This is a genomic window from Nitrosococcus oceani ATCC 19707, from assembly GCF_000012805.1.
Taxonomy (GTDB): domain Bacteria; phylum Pseudomonadota; class Gammaproteobacteria; order Nitrosococcales; family Nitrosococcaceae; genus Nitrosococcus; species Nitrosococcus oceani.
This window is the reverse complement of the sequence record NC_007484.1, coordinates 2468730-2486295: the sequence shown is the minus strand read 5'-3', so window position 1 is coordinate 2486295 and position 17566 is coordinate 2468730. Positions and strand designations below refer to the sequence as shown.

The 17566-nt window shown below is 51.8% G+C and carries 11 protein-coding genes; 7 read left to right on the top strand and 4 right to left on the bottom strand.

The features are described 5' to 3' along the window. Positions 1–16: 16 nt before the first annotated feature. Positions 17–3493 carry a mechanosensitive ion channel domain-containing protein gene (locus tag NOC_RS11505; RefSeq protein WP_002808716.1) on the top strand — a complete coding sequence of 1159 codons (3477 nt, stop codon included), beginning with the start codon at positions 17–19 and terminating at the stop codon, positions 3491–3493. Positions 3494–3605: 112 nt separating this feature from the next. On the opposite strand, the gene NOC_RS11500 is transcribed toward NOC_RS11505, so the two are convergent. Further along, positions 3606–4502 carry a class I SAM-dependent methyltransferase gene (locus NOC_RS11500; protein WP_002810908.1) on the bottom strand — a complete coding sequence of 299 codons (897 nt, stop codon included), beginning with the start codon at positions 4500–4502 and terminating at the stop codon, positions 3606–3608. A gap of 60 nt (positions 4503–4562) precedes the next feature. On the opposite strand from NOC_RS11500, the gene NOC_RS11495 reads away from it, so the two are divergent. Both NOC_RS11495 and NOC_RS11490 read left to right on the top strand, forming a co-directional pair. After that, positions 4563–5279 carry a hypothetical protein gene (locus NOC_RS11495; protein ID WP_002808618.1) on the top strand — a complete coding sequence of 239 codons (717 nt, stop codon included), beginning with the start codon at positions 4563–4565 and terminating at the stop codon, positions 5277–5279. 5 nt (positions 5280–5284) lie between these two features. After that, entirely contained in the window at positions 5285–6043 is a 759-nt protein-coding gene (locus NOC_RS11490) for a DnaJ domain-containing protein (protein WP_002809914.1), read from the top strand. Between the two features lie 8 nt (positions 6044–6051). Here NOC_RS11490 and NOC_RS11485 read toward each other — a convergent pair whose 3' ends face one another. After that, entirely contained in the window at positions 6052–6528 is a 477-nt protein-coding gene (locus tag NOC_RS11485; RefSeq protein WP_244859962.1) for a GlcG/HbpS family heme-binding protein, read from the bottom strand. 181 nt (positions 6529–6709) lie between these two features. On the opposite strand from NOC_RS11485, the gene NOC_RS11480 reads away from it, so the two are divergent. Together NOC_RS11480 and NOC_RS11475 are read left to right on the top strand one after the other, a co-directional pair. Then, a complete protein-coding gene (locus NOC_RS11480) occupies positions 6710–7180 on the top strand; it encodes an SRPBCC family protein (protein WP_011330873.1) in 471 nt (156 codons plus the stop codon). A gap of 136 nt (positions 7181–7316) precedes the next feature. Then, positions 7317–8588 (top strand): PQQ-dependent sugar dehydrogenase, encoded by a 1272-nt coding sequence (locus NOC_RS11475; RefSeq protein WP_011330872.1) that lies wholly within the window; start codon positions 7317–7319, stop codon positions 8586–8588. A gap of 82 nt (positions 8589–8670) precedes the next feature. Here NOC_RS11475 and NOC_RS11470 read toward each other — a convergent pair whose 3' ends face one another. Continuing rightward, entirely contained in the window at positions 8671–10827 is a 2157-nt protein-coding gene (locus NOC_RS11470; protein WP_002811528.1) for a PhoX family protein, read from the bottom strand. A gap of 506 nt (positions 10828–11333) precedes the next feature. Next, on the bottom strand, positions 11334–13079 hold the full coding sequence (locus NOC_RS11465) for a hypothetical protein (protein WP_002808699.1): 1746 nt from the start codon (positions 13077–13079) through the stop codon (positions 11334–11336). 620 nt (positions 13080–13699) lie between these two features. On the opposite strand from NOC_RS11465, the gene NOC_RS11460 reads away from it, so the two are divergent. Both NOC_RS11460 and NOC_RS11455 read left to right on the top strand, forming a co-directional pair. Next, entirely contained in the window at positions 13700–14635 is a 936-nt protein-coding gene (locus NOC_RS11460) for an ABC transporter ATP-binding protein (RefSeq protein ID WP_011330871.1), read from the top strand. A gap of 5 nt (positions 14636–14640) precedes the next feature. Then, on the top strand, positions 14641–17559 hold the full coding sequence (locus NOC_RS11455; protein WP_002810358.1) for a Gldg family protein: 2919 nt from the start codon (positions 14641–14643) through the stop codon (positions 17557–17559). Positions 17560–17566 lie beyond the last annotated feature (7 nt).

Below are 17566 nucleotides of genomic sequence, written 5' to 3'. Positions count from 1 at the left end.
GAGGAAGTTGATAGCAATGCTAAATGATAAGGATGTTCTTTTTGTCTTAAGGTTATTTTTGGCGCTTATTTTTTTTATCCCTCCTGCTTTGTGGGCAGAGCTCTCTTCAGTAACGTCGCCGGATGGATTAAATTCCTTCATAGCCTTAGAGCAAGTCCGTAATAAAATGAGAGAGTTAGAAGAGGTTCAAGGATTAGATGAGGCACAAAAGAAAAAACTGCTGGATTTATATCAGCTAACTAAAGAGCGTTTGCAAACAGCTCAAGGCTATGGGGACAAGGCTAGGGTCTATCGACAGGCTATAGAAGCGGCGCCGGCCAAAATAGAAGAAATTAATAGGCATCTCGCTTCTCCAGGCATCGATAAGGCAATGGCAGCCTTGGAGCAGATCCCCGGGGAAACCCCTCTCTCCGAATTGGAACAGCAGCTAGCAGCCGAGCAGGCTGGCCTCGCTACCCTAGAAAGTTCCCTCGCTGGGTTAGAGAAGCAATGGCAAGAGCAGCAATCTCGACCCCGACAGGCCCGGGATCAGCTCACGGAAGCCAAGCAGCAGCAGGAACGTATAGAAAATGATCTTAAAGCATTACCGCCGGGGGAAACGTCCCTCATTTCCGAAGCCCGTCAGCTAGCCTTGCAGGCACGGCTAGAAGTATACCTCAATGAAATTAACATGCTTGATCAGGAACTATCAAGTCATAATGTCCGGTTACAGGCGCTGAAGGCACAACGGGATCTGACAGCACAGCAGGTTTGGCAAACCCAGGCGCGGGTTAAGTTTCTTGAAGCATTAATTAGGCAGCGGCGGCGAGAGGAAGTAGGACAGGCCCAAGAAGCAGCTGCCCGGGCAGAATGGGAAGCTGCTGGTAAACATCCTGCCATTCAGGAGCTGGCTGCACAGAATGCCCGCCTCAGCAAAGAGTTTGCTACGTTGGCCACGCGCTTGAGCCGCATTACTGCTGAACATGAAGCCGCAGAAGCTCACTTAAAGCAAATGGAACAGGACTTTAAAAATGCGCGGCAGAGTTTAGAAATCGCTGGGTTGAATAAAGCGTTACAGCAGTTTTTACAGGACCAACGCCGCAGTTTACCAGACCTTAGCCATTACCAAGAGGAAACCGAACAGCACCGGGTGGAGATGGCTGAAGTTGGCCTCAGCCAACTTCGAGTGGATGGACAGCGCCGCCAGCTCAACAAGCTTGAGGATGCGGTCACCCAGGTCATAGCGGAACAAGTGGGGCCGGGTTTAGCGCCTTCCCCGCGAGAAGAAATTAAGGTAGAGGTGCGTAATCTACTGAAAGGCAGGCAAATTTTATTAGATAAACTTAGCGCTATTCAAAGCCAATACTTGCGCTCGGTAGGAAATTTGGAGTTTATACAGCAGCAGCTCATGGAGAGGGCCAGGCAATATGCGGTATTCCTCGATGAACATCTACTATGGATTCCTAGCGCTGCTCCTTTAGATTTCCAAACCGGACAGGATTTGCTGGCGGGAATGGTCTGGCTGTTATCTCTGGAGAGTTGGCAGGATACCGCCCGAGCATTGGGTTCTATCGCGATGGAGGAGCCCCTGTTAATTATCGTGGTGATATTGATCTTTATTGGGTTACTTCAGGTGCGTTATAACCTAGGCGGGACTTTAAAGACGACCACAGAGCGGATAACCATGCCCTATGCAGATCGTTTCAGCTTTACTCTCCGAGCCTTCATAGTCACGCTGCTGGCTGCGGCGCCTTGGCCCCTGTTGGTAGGTTTTATAGGATGGCTTTTGCGAGTTTCTCCGGAAGTTCCAGGCTTTGCTAAAGCGGTAGGCGCCGGCTTGACTGCTATCTCCTTACCCCTGTTTTTAATGCATGGATTTCGCCTCTTGTGCCGCAGCCATGGGGTCGCCATTGATCATTTTGGTTGGCAGCAGCAAACTGTGACACTCTGGCGGAAAAATCTCACTTGGGTGATTCCGGTGATGTTGCCGGCCTTGTTCGTGGCAACAGTGGCGGGTGCCGAAGCGAATGAGATTTACGCCGAAAGCCTTGGTCGGGTAGGGCTATTAGTGAGCATGGTGGCGCTCGCGGTATTTTTTCAACGGATATTAAGACCTAAAGGGGGGATTGCCGAACGGTATTTAGACGAGCAACCGAGAAGCTGGCTGTCCCGTTTCCGTTATGTGTGGTATCCGGCTATTGTTTTCCTTCCTATCTCTTTAGCGGGCTTGGCGATGGTAGGGTATTTCTATACGGCGCTCCATCTTAAAAATGAGATTGTTGTTACCTTATATCTGATTATCGCCGCAGCGCTGGTTCATGATTTAGCTATCCGCTGGCTTGAGGTGACGCAGCGCAAGCTGGCCTTGCTTAAAATGCGGGAGAGGCGGGAGATTGAACGAGTGACCCAATCTACCAGAGAGGCGGCGGGCCGGTCTGGCGCGGGAATCCCCACTAAACTAGATATTTACCAGGTGGATATTCAAACGGTTGATTCGCAAACCCGCCAGCTACTCCGGACGGTGGTGGGTTTGTCCATTATTGTTGGCTTTTGGCTTATTTGGGCACCGACTTTTCCCGCGTTAGGTATCCTTAATGACATTACCTTATGGCATCATACCGCAGTCGTGGAAGGTCAAGAGGTGCAAAAACCTTTTACCCTTGCTAACTTAGCGCTAGCCCTGGTTTTGGCCCTGGTGGCCTTTGGCGCGGCCAGAAACCTTCCCGGTGTTTTAGAAATAGTGGTGCTGCGCCGGCTTTCCTTAGTGCCTGGTAGTCGTTATGCCATTACGACGTTATTGCGCTATGCCATTGGGAGTGCCGGTATTGTCTTGGTATTTGATGCTATTGGGGGCAGTTGGTCCCAGATACAGTGGTTGGTGGCTGCTCTCACCGTGGGATTAGGGTTTGGATTGCAGGAAATTTTTGCCAATTTTGTTTCGGGCCTGATCATTTTATTTGAACGGCCCATTCGGGTTGGTGATGTGGTGACGGTAGGTGATATCTCGGGCACGGTTTCTCGGATTCGAATCCGCGCTACTACGGTAACGGACTTTGATCGTAAGGAACTGATTGTTCCTAATAAGTCTTTTGTGACAGATAGATTAGTGAACTGGACTCTTTCTGATCCTATCACTCGGATCACGTTGAAGATGGGGGTGGCTTATGGATCGGATACTACCCTCACGCATCAGATCATTCTGGGGGTTGTCAACGCTAATCCCTTAGTATTGGAGGATCCTCCTCCTAGCGTTTATTTTGTGGGCTTTGGGGAAGGCACCTTGGACTTTATTGTTTGGGCCTTTGTGCGGGAGCTAGGAAATCGCTATCCCTTAATGCATGAGCTGAATACGGCCATCAATCGGGCCCTGGGTGAACAGGGGATTGAAATACCGTTTCCCCAACGAGACATTCATGTCCGTTCGGTCAATATGCCGGCACTGAACGGGTTAGGTTCCCAGAGAGCGCCGGAGGCGGATTGCCCGCCCTCACAACAGGAGGACTCCGTCACCTAGCGTGAGGGAGGAAGGTACCTTTTCTTACCGATTTTCAGAAGTAATGATATCAATATAGCTGGATATAAAACGATTAAATATAATTGAGGTGCCTAGAGAGATTGCGCAAAAATCAAGTTCTGATTCTAGCTAAAAAATCCCGGTGAGGAACATGCAAGGAAAGTTTCCGACGGCGAGCCTGATACCGTTTCCTCCTCAACCAGCGTTGAAACAAATACCACTGCTGACTGCAAGGACCTATCGATTCTGCCATCGCTTTTTCAAAAAAATCGAGTTTTGCCAAGAGCGCTTCTTTCTGCAAGGGTAATATGTCCCATGCCGAAGAGGCACTGTTCACGTTAAATCCGTTTTCCAGAAACAATTTTTCCATCTCCCTTCCACAGTGAGCCGCCATGGCCCGGCCAAAGTGCTGGGATCGGTGCATATGGAATTCGTAACGGCGGCACCAACGTTCTGTTTCCTTATCAGTAGGGTAAAATCGGATGCCTCGATCCAGATTGAGAGTAAATAAAAACAAGGGAGATTCCTCTTCCCATGCCTGCCGAAATAGTTGAAGTAGTCCCTGAAATTGATCAGCGCTTAAGAGATCGAAAACAGCATTGGCCACCACTAGATCGAAAGAGGTCTTATAAATTGGGCAATCCGGCGCTAAAAAATCATCCTTCAAGGGATGAACAGTGTTTATTTTTTCTCCCAAGAACTCAATGATAAACTGAGGAATTCGTTTTAAGAGCTCGCTGTCTCGTTCCACCATCCACCACTGGGTTGAAGAAGGCAAAAGGCGAGCATAATAGCAAATATTCGCTCCAGCACCTGCGCCCAGATCCAGAACCCGAAGCTGCTCCCGCTTTGAGAGTTGGGTTAAAGCCTGAAATTCAAGGGGCTGATCGCGAGCAGCTGCGTCCAATTGATAGCGCAGCCGAAGCCAGTCGAAATGGGCCTTTTGGTAAGATCCCTTCAGGCTATTGGAATTTATGCCTATGACATTATTGTTCGAAATACATTTCATTATCGAAACCTACACCGTTGTTTGGTGCCTAATAGCAGTAAGAAAACCTCTTAAAGACAGATGACAGAGAAAACCGGTAAATCACTCCGAAAACCATCCAGCAGCAGTGAGGTGGACGCCTTCCTGAAGAAAGTTGCGGCCATGCCCCAGATTAAACCTGGTAGCCGCCATGGCCGGCTGATCTTTGCCATGGATGCCACCGCCAGCCGGGAGCCAACCTGGGACCGGGCCTGCCATATTCAAGCCCAGATGTTCCAGGAAACAGCCAGCTTAGGTGGGCTGGAAATACAGCTATGTTATTATCGTGGCTTTAAAGAATTCTCCGCCAGTTCTTGGCTCCGTCACTCCGACGCGCTTTTGAAGCAAATGAACACCGTGGCTTGTCGCGGTGGTTACACTCAGATTGAAAAAGCGTTGCAGCATACCCAAAATGAAACGCGAAAACAAAAGGTCAATGCCTTGGTTTTTGTAGGTGACTGCATGGAGGAAAAGATGGAGCGTCTCTGCCATATGGCTGGTGAATTAGGCATTTTGGGCGTACCTGCCTTTGTCTTTCAGGAAGGCTATGATCTGGTGGCGGAGCGGGCTTTTCGGCAAATCGCTCAATTAACCCAAGGGGCCTATTGCCGTTTTGACGCCGCTAGCGCGGCCCAACTACGGGACTTATTAAATGCCGTGGCCGTTTATGCCACCGGAGGGCGAGCCGCCCTGGAAAATTTCAGCCAGCGCCAGGGGGGAGTAACGTTGCGGCTCATTCACCAAATCAAAAAAGACTAGCCCAAGTGCGTCCTATCGTTCTGCTTGCTTTACTTGGCCTCATCGGGGCTATTTTATTGCGCCGTTGGATCGCCAACACCCCTCGTCCAGTAGCGATACGGGCTATGCGCCGGATCGGTATCGCACTAATTGTCGGCATTTTCCTGCTTCTTACGGCCACGGGCCGGCTACCCTGGATTATGGCTCTATTAGGGGCTCTAGCAGCAGGGGTTGCACGGCTGCTGCCTTTACTTCGCTTTGTTCCTTTGCTGCAACGGCTATGGGCTTACCGCCACGCCAACGCGGGTTTTGGCAATCAGAGCGCCGGCACCGCCGACCCCCAGCAGTCCACCGCTGAGGCTCGGTTCGTGCGCATGACCCTGGATCACGAAACGGGAGAGATGAGCGGAGAGGTCCTGGCAGGCACTTTTGCAGGTAAACCAATGGACGCGCTGGATTTGTCCGACTTAACCCAGTTGCTGTTGGAATGCCAGGCTGCGGATGAAAAATCCGCGGCCCTGGTGCGAGCCTATCTAGAACGGGTTTATGGAGAGGATTGGCAAGCCCAGGCTAATGCTCAAAGACAGGGGAATTCTTCCCCGGGTCAAGCGGAAATGACACCAGAAGAGGCCCATCAAATTCTGGGTTTGGCAGTGGGCGCCAGCGAGCAAGAAATCATTGCCGCCCACCGTCGGCTCATGCAGAAAGTTCATCCGGATCGCGGCGGCTCCGATTATCTTGCTGCAAAAATTAACCAGGCCAAAGAGATATTGCTTGGAAAATAAGGAGATCGTTAATTTTTTTCTTGGTAAAGATCCGCGCCTAAAATTTCTAAGCCAGCGCGGGCGCAATTCTCATCCAAAGCAGCGCCAGGAGCTCCCCCCACACCAATACCCCCGATGACTTCACCTTCTATCTTAATAGGCAGCCCTCCGCCCAAAATCAGAATAGATTCGTTCATATCCCTTAGTGCTTGAATTTCGGGCTTTCGGGCAATAAGCAGCGCCAGTTTTTGAGTCGATTCCCGCAGGCTCGCGGCAGTGTAAGCCTTACGCTGGCTACTATCGACGGTATGGGCGCCAGCTCCATCCGCCCTCAGCAGCGCTTTGATGACCCCTGCTCCGTCCACCACCGTTGCGCTTACCCGGTAGCCCTCTTTTTTGCAGTGCTTAACTGCGGCAAGTGCTGCCTTATTGGCTAATTCAAGGGGCAGCACGGATTGTTGTGGCAACTCTTCTGCAAGAACTAAACGATCAGGGTTAATTATCAAACCCCATCCAAGAATTATTAAACAGGAGAGGACTCTAATGTTTGATATCACTTTGTTCATCATAGGATCTTTTTCTAAATTGCCTTCCGGATACCGTTTTTTAACCGTTGTTTGAAGGAGGGGGCTTATTCTTGAAATTAAGGCCCCCTTTGCTAGCCTTAAGAATAGAGGAGAAAAAGCAATGATTAAAGTCCAATCAAGCATTCTCATTGATTGCCCAGTGGATGATGCTTTTCGGTACGTCTCTGCTGATTTTTTCGAGAATTACCCCAAATGGTCCCCCGAAGTGATGGAGCTGGAGAAGATAACCAGCGGCCCAGTAAGGATGGGAACTATGGCCAGGCAGGTGCGCATAGATAAGGGGCGTCGGACAGAGTCGATTTTTCAGGTAACTGAGTATCAGCCCTTACAGCGAATAGGGTTTGAAAGCTCTTCAAATTTCCATTACCGGGCGCTTTACGATTTCGAGCCAGTGAATGAAGCAACCCGTATCCACTTTACTTTCGAATTGAAGCTGGAATTCTTTATGAGACCCTTTGAAAATGTGATTGCTTCTTCTGTGAAAGCAGGGAGTAAAAGCGTGGTTTACAGTCTGAAACAGCTGCTCGAAGCAGAAAAACCTATTCAACCAATGAGAACACTCGTATTCTAAGGATACTGCTTGGCGTCTATCTTTCTCCGCTTGGAAGTAGCAATTTTTTAGTCTCCAGCCTATTATTTTGTTGGACTATCCATTATCAGTGTTGTCCCGGCCAAATATATAGTGGAGACATTCTTGGAGCAGACCTATGGCAAAACCACGCAATAACGCCCTGGCTTGGGGCGTATGGATACTATTCTTTTGGTTCTCTTTCTCTTCTATCACTCTGGCGCAACAGGTTTGCGACTCAGAAAATGAAGGGCTTACTCTGCCTAAGGGTTTTTGTGTCCTTATGGTGGCGGATAAAGTAGGGAAGGCCCGCCATTTGACAGTGGCCCCCAATGGCGATGTCTTCGTCGCTATTGGCGCAACCAAGGCATCGCCAGGGGGTGTGTTGGCGCTACGAGATACCACAGGCGACGGTGTTGCCGATTTAAAAAAGCGTTTTGGCAGTGGTCCTGGCGATGATGTGGAATTTTATGATGGTTACCTTTATTTCGCGACTCACGAAAAAATCGTGCGCTATCCTTGGCGTAGTGGAGATTTAGAACCGGCGGGGCCCGCCGAGACTATCGTTGAAAAGCTCCCTGCCGCTGCTAGCCATCGAGCTAAAAGTATCGCTTTTAGTCCTGAAGGCAAGCTTTATGTCAATATCGGTTCGCCCTCCAACGCCTGCCAGAAACAGGACCGCACCGCCGGCTCACCGGGAAAGGAGCCTTGCGATGAACTTGTTACCCGTGCTGGAATCTGGCGTTTTGAGGCCGGCCAACCCAACCAAGCCCAGCAAGATGGTAGCCGTTTTGCCACAGGGCTTCGTAATACGGTCGCTTTAGCTTTACGCCCCCAGGATGGCCAGTTGTACGGCGTCATTCATGGCCGCGATCAGCTAAGTTTGTGGCCTCACTTCAATGATAGCCAGAATGCAGAAAAACCCTCGGAGGAGTTGGTGCGCATCCAGGAAAATAACGATTTTGGTTGGCCCTACTGCTATCATGATCCCGCCCTTAACCAGAAAGTTCTGGCCCCCGAGTATGGCGGAGATGGAAAAACCGTGGATCGCTGCCAGAAAAAACAAGATCCGCTGCTGGCCTTGCCCGCCCATTGGGCACCTAATGGGCTCCTCTTTTATTCTGGCGAACAGTTCCCAGAACGGTATCGGGGCGGGGCTTTTATTGCCTTCCATGGTTCCTGGAACCGGGCGCCATTGCCCCAGGGGGGTTATAAGGTTGTTTTTGTTCCTTTCAAGGGAAAGGAACCCACGGGCGAATGGGAGGTATTTGCCGAGGGTTTTGCCGGTCAACATAAGACTCCCCGCGCTGCCGAGCATCGACCAGTGGGTGTTGCCGAAGGTCCGGAGGGCTCCCTTTATATTAGTGATGATCAGGGAGGTCGTATCTATCGTGTTTTCTATAGGCCATAGCCGTCGCGCACCTAACTTTAGCTATGCTCGTTTTGGAGAATAGTTCTTTCATTTATTTAGGAGTTTTTTTTCAAGATGGTTGTTAGTCTCCAACCTTGCCCCCATCAGTCTTAGTCACTACGATAACGCTGGGCTGCGGCGGCCGGCCGTGGCCCCCCGGCCAGTCGCTAAGCGGCTGCCTCAGGGTGCCGCCCTCTCCCGGGTGCTGAATGCTGACAAAAAGTGCCTGGTTATCCGGCGTAAATTCTGGTCCGCATACTTCGCACCCCTTGGGGCCGCTCAGAAACTGGCGCACCCGCCCTCGCTCCTTACCTGCGGTTGGCGCAGCATAAAGGCCGTTATTAATAGGCTCTGTCAAGTTTAACCCATGGGTTTTGCCATCCGTGGCAATCCAAAGATTTCCTATCTGGTCAAAGGCCAAGTTATCAGGAGAGGCGAGGGGACTAATCCGGGCAGCAGAGGTATACCCCCCAAAATAGGTATCCTGGGGACCTACCACGGAATCAGTCAGGGAAGTCAAGAACTTAGCCGCCGGATCAGATGGATTGCCGCAAAGAATGAAAACCTCCCAACTAAAAGTAAGGGCAGCGGGATCATCGGAATCCTCGGTCATTTCAAGGATATGACCCATTTTATTGGGCCCGCGGGGATTTGCGCCATCCACTGACCCCACTATCTGGCGGCCATTGAGCGTTTCCAGCTCCAGACCGCGCAAAGTATTATTGGTCAGCGCCGCGTAAATTTTGCCATTTACCGGATTAGCTTCAATATCTTCAGGCCGGTCCATGGGAGTCGCCCCGAGGAGATCGGCTGCCCGCCGCGTGTTAATCAAAACTTCCGCTTGACTGGCAAAGCCATGGTCTTTGTCGAGGGGTTCATGTCCAAACACCAAGGGCAGCCATTCCCCTGAGCCATTCTCCTTAAAGCGGGCGACATAGAGCGTTCCCTTATCCAGGAGAGTTAAATTATGGGCGCGATCCTTGGGATCATAAGCCTCGGTGCTCACGAATTTATAGATATATTCAAATTTCGTATCATCGCCGGAGTAAACAGCAACCCGGCCCTCTGGTCCTACCACCACATTAGCCCCTTCGTGCTTAAATCGGCCCAGAGCGGTTCTTTTCTTGGGAGTAAATTCGGGGCGGTAAGGATCAATTTCAACTACCCAGCCAAAACGGAATGCCTCGGTGGGATTTTCAGCCACGTCAAAGCGCTTATCCACCAATTCCCAACCCCGGGGGCTCAGTTCTCTTGGCGGGGACAAACGCCCATGAAGCGTCGCGTATTTCTTTAATTTTGCCTGGTTTGGACTTTCTTCCGCCGCTAGACTTTCCAAGCCCTCCAGATTGCCGAAGTATTGATCAAAATTTTCTTCGCAGGTCAGCAAAGTTCCCCATGGGGTTTTGCCCCCAGCGCAATTATTCAAAGTGCCTAAAACTGTTTTACCGGAAGGGTCGGCGGCAGTTTGCAGTAAATCATGCCCGGCGGCGGGACCGGTCAGTTCCATGGGAGTCTCCCCCGTAATCCGGCGGTTAAAGGGAGAATCCTGCGTGAAATGCCATTGGCTATTACGCTTAATTACTTCGGCAATCGATACCCCGTGGGCGGCTTTCATGGCGGCGACCATCGCCGGAAATTTGCGCACAAAATCGGCTCGCTTGGGATCGTCATAGCCCGGCCAATCGGAGAAAATAAGGGCTTCGGAGGTGAATTCATGGTTGGTTGCCAATAATCCCCGCTGGGAAGAGTGCCGCTGAAATAGGGGAAAAAAACTATTGAAATCGCAATTATAGCCAAACTGCTTCCCCTGAAGCGCTGCCCCATGGGGAGTTAACAGCGTTTCCAAATGTTGGAGGTCTAGATCCGGCACTTCCGGGAATAGGGCTTTTCCCCAGGAAAGGAGCACCTGGGCCTGGTAGCCCTTGGGCACGATCACTCGATCAGCGCCGCTGCCGGTAACCGCTTTAAACTGTAACCCTGACTCAGAATCTGCTGGAACTTGTTCTAAGGCCAAGAGGGAAGAGGCCCAGGCTAGCACGGGGGAGGCTGCTACCAACCCTGCACCTTTTAGCAGGGTGCGCCGCTTGAGACGGCGCGCCAGAATATAAGCAAAAGGGTCGCCCCCGACGGTAGGCCCAATTTCAATGGGGGCGGGTGCGGAGATGTCTCTTTGTGATGAATGCTTATTCGCCTTCTCTCCAGATGCTTTCTTTTCACATCTATTGTTCCTTATTTTCATTTTGCTTCCTGGAATTTTTAGCCTTGATGCGCTGGGTTATCAATATTCCGCAATGTTAGATAGCTCTAGTAGTTTATTATGAGTTTTTTGCGTTTAGCTTTGCAGGCTTTAGCAAAATTAAAGGCATTACTTCAGTATCCTTGAAAACTGATACCGCCGAGTAATGGGTTGAAGATTTTAGCACTGGAATATCTTTTATCGGCTATCAGGAAAAAGGGGCATTGCTTAGAGGACCCGCGGGCATTAGCGAGAAGACATCAATTCGGATAAAAGAGCGGTTATTGGAAGTGATCCAAGATCTAAACGCCCAATTAACACACTAACTACGAATTGGCATCTACCTTGATTGGTGCTAGCAGGTTTTCAAAAATTAGACTGGGAAAACTAAAGAAAAAGTTCACAGGTACATTTGAAAGGAAACCGTATTATCTAGCCCTTATCAGAGTGGCCAGGATAAAGGGCGGGAGCGTCCCTGTTCCCAAGGATAGAATACCTCCTGTTGGCTTTTATTGGGATTGGGGTGGCACGCAGAACGCAATGCCTTCATCTACCCAGCCTTGGTCTAATAAGGGCGTGAGCAAGGTCCGGTCGGTCACAAAGCGGTGGTTACTCTCCTCTCCTCGGGCAAAGCCATTGTTATAGGCCCGGTAGACGGGAACGAATGCCTCCGGACAATGCTGCGCGTCCCCCTTGCCCTGGGCGGGGATGGCCATAAAGGCATCGCCCTCGAAGTTCCAGCGGGGCACGGTGGGGGGCGTTTGGGCTTGCAGGTCCAGCAAAAAACCACACTCCTGGGGAGAGGCGGTAAAGAAATGGCTGTTGGGGCCGGGGGAGACGGAGCCATAGAAACGGCAGAGATACACCCCCACGTCACTGCCTAAATTACTCCAGGCTTTAAAGGTATGACCGGTACGTTCCCAGCCGGGCCCTGCTCCGCCGGCCTCAATGATAGCAACGTCCTCTGGGGAGGCCGTCATGAAATAATGGCCTAAATCGACATTGAAAAATTCCGTCACGGTCACTTCGCCCCGCGCCTCTTCGGCTGGCACGGCTTGACTCTCCCCAAAGCAATCGGCCTGGGGGCAAACAAAATAGCCGGCAGCGCTGACGCCTATCAGCAGGCCGTCCGTATAGACCACCGTATGGGGAATAGCCAGCAGACCATTGCTCAAGGCTTCCCAAGTACCGAACGGCTCTGGACTGATTTTAACGCCTGTGTCGGTGCCCGCCACCAGCAGCGGTGGCAAAGGCGCCTTTTGGGGTACAAAAACCAGCCCATGGACCGGCTCCTGTAAGGCGGTCAAGTGCCAGGATACCCCCCGATCCTGGCTCCGGTATAAGCCTTGCGCCGAGAGGGCGTAGGCCACCTGGGGATCGCCCGGATCATGGACCACCCGCACTGTATGGGCTGGGAAACTGCCATTGTCTACTCGGTTCCAGGTGGCGCCTAAATCCAGGGATTCCCGCAGTTCCGCCGGGCGGTCAAAAAACTCGGAGATAATCGCCCACAAGCCGGTGCCTTCCGGATTGGCCAGCAGGTTATAGCGATCGTCCCCAAGACGATTACTCGCCACCTCCTCCTGCCAGGTCAGGCCATCATCCTCACTGTGATAAATAAACTGCTGGGCGGGACCCCGAATCCCTACAAAAAGGGAATCCTGCACTCTAATCGGCGGGCCGGTGAAGGCGGCATTGTTCAGACCCAGCACGCTGCGGCCGGACCAATTAAGGGCGTCGATGAGCCCACCCTCGGGGGATAACCGCAGCATCCCATACAGGCCAAAAACCAGGGTACTGCCATCCTCGGCCTCCATGGCGTTAAAATCGGACACATTCAGGTAAGTGGGCTGAATATTAGGTGGATCAAAGACCTCCTCCAGGTCCGAGGAGCCCAGATCGGGGTCGGGGGTTGCCGGGGGAGAATCCTTAAGGGGCAGCAGGATCTCCAGGGCCGTTTGGGGGGGATGAAGTCGAAAGACCCCTCGTGGACGCAGTTGCAGGGGATCAGGCTCGAATTGATCGGAATACTGCAACCACGCGCTATCCGTTCTCACCAGGGGGGCCAAGGCGGGGGCCAGCAACTCCGACCGGCCTAAGGAATTAGAATTAATAAAAATTTGAGGATTGACGCAGGAGACCTCTTCCGGGCACAGGGGACGCCATTGGGCCCCTTGGGCCGATGCCGTTCCCAGGAGAAGGGCGGCAGCGCCCAGTAAAAAAGACTTATATAACTTTATGCTTGATTTTGCCATGCTTACTCCCTCCTAGAACGAACCGCAACTGAAATTCCTGACCGTTTCTAAATGTATGGCGGATTCATCCCCATAAGTAAGAAGGTGTCCGAAAGGCCACAATGAATAATAAAATAATCCCTAGATAATGCATTATTTCTCCTTAAGTGGGCGGCTACTTTTTGATGAGCCATTTTCTAAAAATATATTTCGTGTACTTCTTTACTAGTCTACCTTGGCGATGACTCATTAATCAATCTACTTAGGCGCTTAAGAGTCAGGGTAGGGCGGGGAAGCGGAGCGCATCCCACCCTACGTGCTTCCAAGTCCAAGATAAGGCAGGGAAAATCATACTACCTACCTCTTTCCTGGGAAGCTAGAAGCAAGTCTGATTGATAAATCGAGCGCTTAACAATCTATCGTTTAAATTTGATCTGCCCTAGAAACTTTGACGCAGTGGAGAATGTCAAACCCGTCGGCTGGCAGAGCCAGGCCCTGGGATGGATGAGAAATAGCCGCCAATGGGGCGTATTCTGGCCGCGGGGGCCGAGTCCTTTCAGGCTATTCCGTTGAGAAAGCCAGACCATCAGTTTAATCTTCTAAGAATTAATGTCTTAAGTAATACAAAGAGGAGCGCTTTGATGATCCGAGTAGAATCGGTGACGAGAACTTATGGCGACTTGGTCGCGGTCGATCAAGTGTCCTTCCAAATTGGCCAAGGGGAAATCGTCGGCTTGCTGGGCCACAATGGGGCGGGTAAAACCACCATCATGAAAATGCTGACCGGCTATTTGGAGCCCACCAGCGGTTCCATTGAAATAGATGGTTTGGATATTGCTACCTGCCGGGAAGCCGTTCAAAGCCGCATTGGCTATCTGCCAGAGAACGATCCACTTTATCCCGAAATGACGGTCATCGACTATTTGGATTATTCGGCTTCCCTGCATGGGGTTCCAACGGGAGAGCGGGACAAGAAGATCAGGGAAGCCATCGCTAGTACCGAGCTATCCCTTAAGGCGGCGGATACTATCGGCACCCTTTCCAGAGGTTATCGCCAGCGGGTTGGGGTGGCGCAAGCGATTTTGCATACTCCCCGCCTGCTTATTCTTGACGAGCCTACGAACGGTTTGGACCCTACCCAGGTGCAGCATATGCGGGCGTTGATCCGTACCCTGGCGAAACGGGCCACGGTTATTCTTTCTACCCACATCCTTCAGGAAGTTCAGGCCATCTGTGATCGGGTCATTATTATCCGTAATGGCCGTAAGGCACTGGATGCTACCATGGATGAACTGCAGGCGGGTAGACGGTTATTGGTAGCCGTTGACGCCGGACCGGAGCGAGCTCTTGGTGTGCTCAAATCAGTGAAGGGCATTCAATCGGTGGAGCGGATGGAGGAAGGAGGGCCGGGCCATCGCTACGCGCTGGATCTGGTTGGCCAGGACGAGCTGGCTGTTACCGCGCCCCGGGTGGCTAGCCAGATCGCGACTGCAGGCTGGAAGCTCTACGCTTTGCAACCCGAGAGCCGGAATTTGGAAACCCTCTTTGGTGAAATTTCAGCTCAGGATGGGAGGTAACTAGGATGGGAAGTATATTGAGAATCGCCCGTAAGGAATTCGCCGGCTTTTTCTCCTCGCCTACCGCCTTTATTTTTCTCGGTGCTTTTCTGGCAGTAATCCTGTTTGTTTTTTTCTGGGTGGAAACTTTCTTTGCCCGCAATATTGCCGATGTGCGGCCCCTTTTTGAATGGATGCCATTATTGCTGATTTTCCTGGTAGCCGCCATCACAATGCGGATGTGGTCGGAGGAGCGGCGTACGGGTACGCTGGAATTTTTGCTGGCCACACCGGTGAAGAGTTATCAGTTCGTACTCGGTAAGTTTCTCGCCTGCTTAGGACTGGTGGCGGTGGCATTGCTGCTCACCTTGCCGTTGCCCTTGACCGTAAGCTTTCTTGGTCCCCTGGATTGGGGGCCGGTATTGGGGGGCTATGTGGCTACCCTGTTTCTGGCGGCGGCCTATGGGGCCATCGGATTATTCGTGAGCGCCCGCTCGCCGAATCAGATCGTGAGCTTGATCTTGACCACGGTGGTCTGCGGCGTTTTTTATTTGCTAGGTTCCGAGGCTTTAACGGGGTTGTTCGGCAATCGGGTCTCGGAGTTTCTGCAATTGTTGGGTTCCGGTTCACGCTTTGACTCTATTACCCGGGGCGTTATCGATCTGCGCGATCTTTACTATTATTTGAGCCTAGTCGGGGTATTTCTCACCCTCAATGTTTTTGCCTTGGAGTGGTTGCGGTGGGCAGGCAACCCTACTAACGCCACCCATCGGCGCTGGGGCCTGATAACCGGGCTGTTCGCGGCCAATTTTCTGGCCGCTAACCTGTGGCTTGCGCCTTTGGGCGGGGTCCGGGCGGATGTGACCGAAGGCAACGTCTATTCCATCTCCGAAGCAACTCGGGGTTACCTGACGCAGCTGCGAGAACCCATGCTGATTCGTGGCTATTTTAGCGCCCAAACCCATCCCTTGTTGGCACCCCTGGTGCCGCGCCTGCGCGATTTGCTGGAAGAGTATGCGGTGGCTGGCGAAGGCCGGTTGCGGGTGGAGTTTATAGATCCCCGGGAGCATCCGGAACTGGAACGGGAGGCCAACGAAAAGTACGGTATTAAGCCGGTACCCTTCCAGTTTGCAAGTAAATATCAATCCTCGGTGGTCAACTCTTACTTCGATATCCTGATTCAGTACGGCGATCAGCATCAGGTATTAGATTTTCAGGATCTTATCGAGGTCAAGGCACAAAGCCAGAATGATCTCAGCGTGGATTTAGGTAATCCCGAGTACGACCTGACTCAAGCTATCAAAAAGGTGCTCTATGCTTACCAAAGCGCTGGCAATTTATTCGGAAATATTCCCTATCCAGTGCGCTTCAAGGGGTATATCTCAGGGAATGAAAAACTGCCGGAAGTGCTCCAGACGCTCCGTCAGGACTTGGATACAGTACTGGATGAATTGCAACGGGAGTCAGGAGGCAAGTTAACCGTTGATATCCGCGATCCGGATGCTGAGGGGGGCGCTCTTGCCCAGCAAATTGAGAGTGAATTTGGCTTTCGTCCCATGGCTGCCAGTTTGCTTGATAGCAATACCTTTTGGTTTTATATGACCCTTGAAGGAGGGGAGCGCATCATCCAGGTACCCCTGCCAGAAGAATTTAAAAAGGCAGGGCTTGAACGCAGTCTCAATGCTGCGCTCAAACGTTTCTCCCAAGGTTTTCTGAAGACGGTGGCCTTGCATACACCGCCCGCAACGCCCTCTCTGCCTCAGTTTGGCATGATGGGCGGAGGCGGTAAGCGCTTCAGTTTGTTGCGAGACACTTTAGCGGAAGAACACAATGTCATCACGGCCGATCTTAAGGATGGACAGGCGCCCTTGGATGCTGATTTGTTACTGCTAGCGGCTCCGGAGACGCTGGATGAGAAACAATTGTTTGCCGTGGACCAATTTTTGATGCGCGGCGGTACCGTGATAATGGCTATGGCGCCCTTTAAAGTCGATACCCAGCAGGCATTGGCCGCCAAGCCTCACAGCTCAGGGCTGAAAGACTGGTTAGCCTATCAGGGCTTGGTGTTTGAAGAACAAATGGTGCTCGACCCACAAAATGCGGCCTTCCCCATTCCAGTAGAGCGCAACATTGGAGGCTTTGTGGTGCAGGAGACACAGTTGGTGGATTATCCCTACTTTGTGGATATCCGCAGCGACGGTATGCCTCAGGATAATGGCATCACTGCTGGTCTCAACCAGGTCACGCTAACCTGGGCTTCTCCCATTACCATAGATGCGCAGAAAAATGAGAAACGTGAGGTTACTCCCCTGCTGGAGAGTTCAGAGCAATCCTGGATCTCCGATAGCCTTAATATCCAGCCTGATTTCCGTGCCCACGGCCAGCTGGGCTTTCCCGTTGGTGAGAACCCGGGCAGGCAGTTGTTGGGGGTAGCGGTGGAAGGCCGTTTTGATTCCTTTTTCAAGAATAAGCCTTCGCCTTTGATGGCTGCGGAAGAAGAGCCGGATGCAGCGAAGGAGGAGTCGGCGGCGGATACTCAAAAGGATGAGGCCCAGAGCGAAGAGAAGCCGGAGCCGGTGATTACGCGGGTGATTGAACGTTCGCCTGAGTCGGCCCGCATTATTCTATTTGGTTCCAACAGTTTCCTAAGCGACGAAATGCTGGACTTGGCTGCCGCTGGGTTGGGTACTCGTTATCTCAAACCCGTCGAACTGACGGAGAACGCCATTGATTGGTCCTTGGAAGATCGGGGTTTGCTCGCTATTCGTGGCCGAGCCCAATTCTCGCGTACGCTTTATCCCCTGGAGCGGGAGGCTCAAGTATTCTGGGAGTACCTTAACTATGGTCTCGCCCTGTTGGGGCTGCTACTGGTTTGGCTGTTTCGCAGACGGGCTAATCGGCAGGCTCAGCAGCGCTATGCGGAAATACTGAGTGAAACCAGATAAGGGGAGA

Bases quoted from the DNA above. Each gene is read 5' to 3' on its own strand.
- NOC_RS11465 (WP_002808699.1), bottom strand. From the start codon at position 13,079: ATGGCAAAATCAAGCATAAAGTTATATAAGTCTTTTTTACTGGGCGCT.
- NOC_RS11495 (WP_002808618.1), top strand. From the start codon at position 4,563: ATGACAGAGAAAACCGGTAAATCACTCCGAAAACCATCCAGCAGCAGT.
- NOC_RS11455 (WP_002810358.1), top strand. From the start codon at position 14,641: ATGGGAAGTATATTGAGAATCGCCCGTAAGGAATTCGCCGGCTTTTTC.
- NOC_RS11460 (WP_011330871.1), top strand. From the start codon at position 13,700: ATGATCCGAGTAGAATCGGTGACGAGAACTTATGGCGACTTGGTCGCG.
- NOC_RS11470 (WP_002811528.1), bottom strand. From the start codon at position 10,827: ATGAAAATAAGGAACAATAGATGTGAAAAGAAAGCATCTGGAGAGAAG.
- NOC_RS11500 (WP_002810908.1), bottom strand. From the start codon at position 4,502: ATGAAATGTATTTCGAACAATAATGTCATAGGCATAAATTCCAATAGC.
- NOC_RS11475 (WP_011330872.1), top strand. From the start codon at position 7,317: ATGGCAAAACCACGCAATAACGCCCTGGCTTGGGGCGTATGGATACTA.
- NOC_RS11505 (WP_002808716.1), top strand. From the start codon at position 17: ATGCTAAATGATAAGGATGTTCTTTTTGTCTTAAGGTTATTTTTGGCG.
- NOC_RS11480 (WP_011330873.1), top strand. From the start codon at position 6,710: ATGATTAAAGTCCAATCAAGCATTCTCATTGATTGCCCAGTGGATGAT.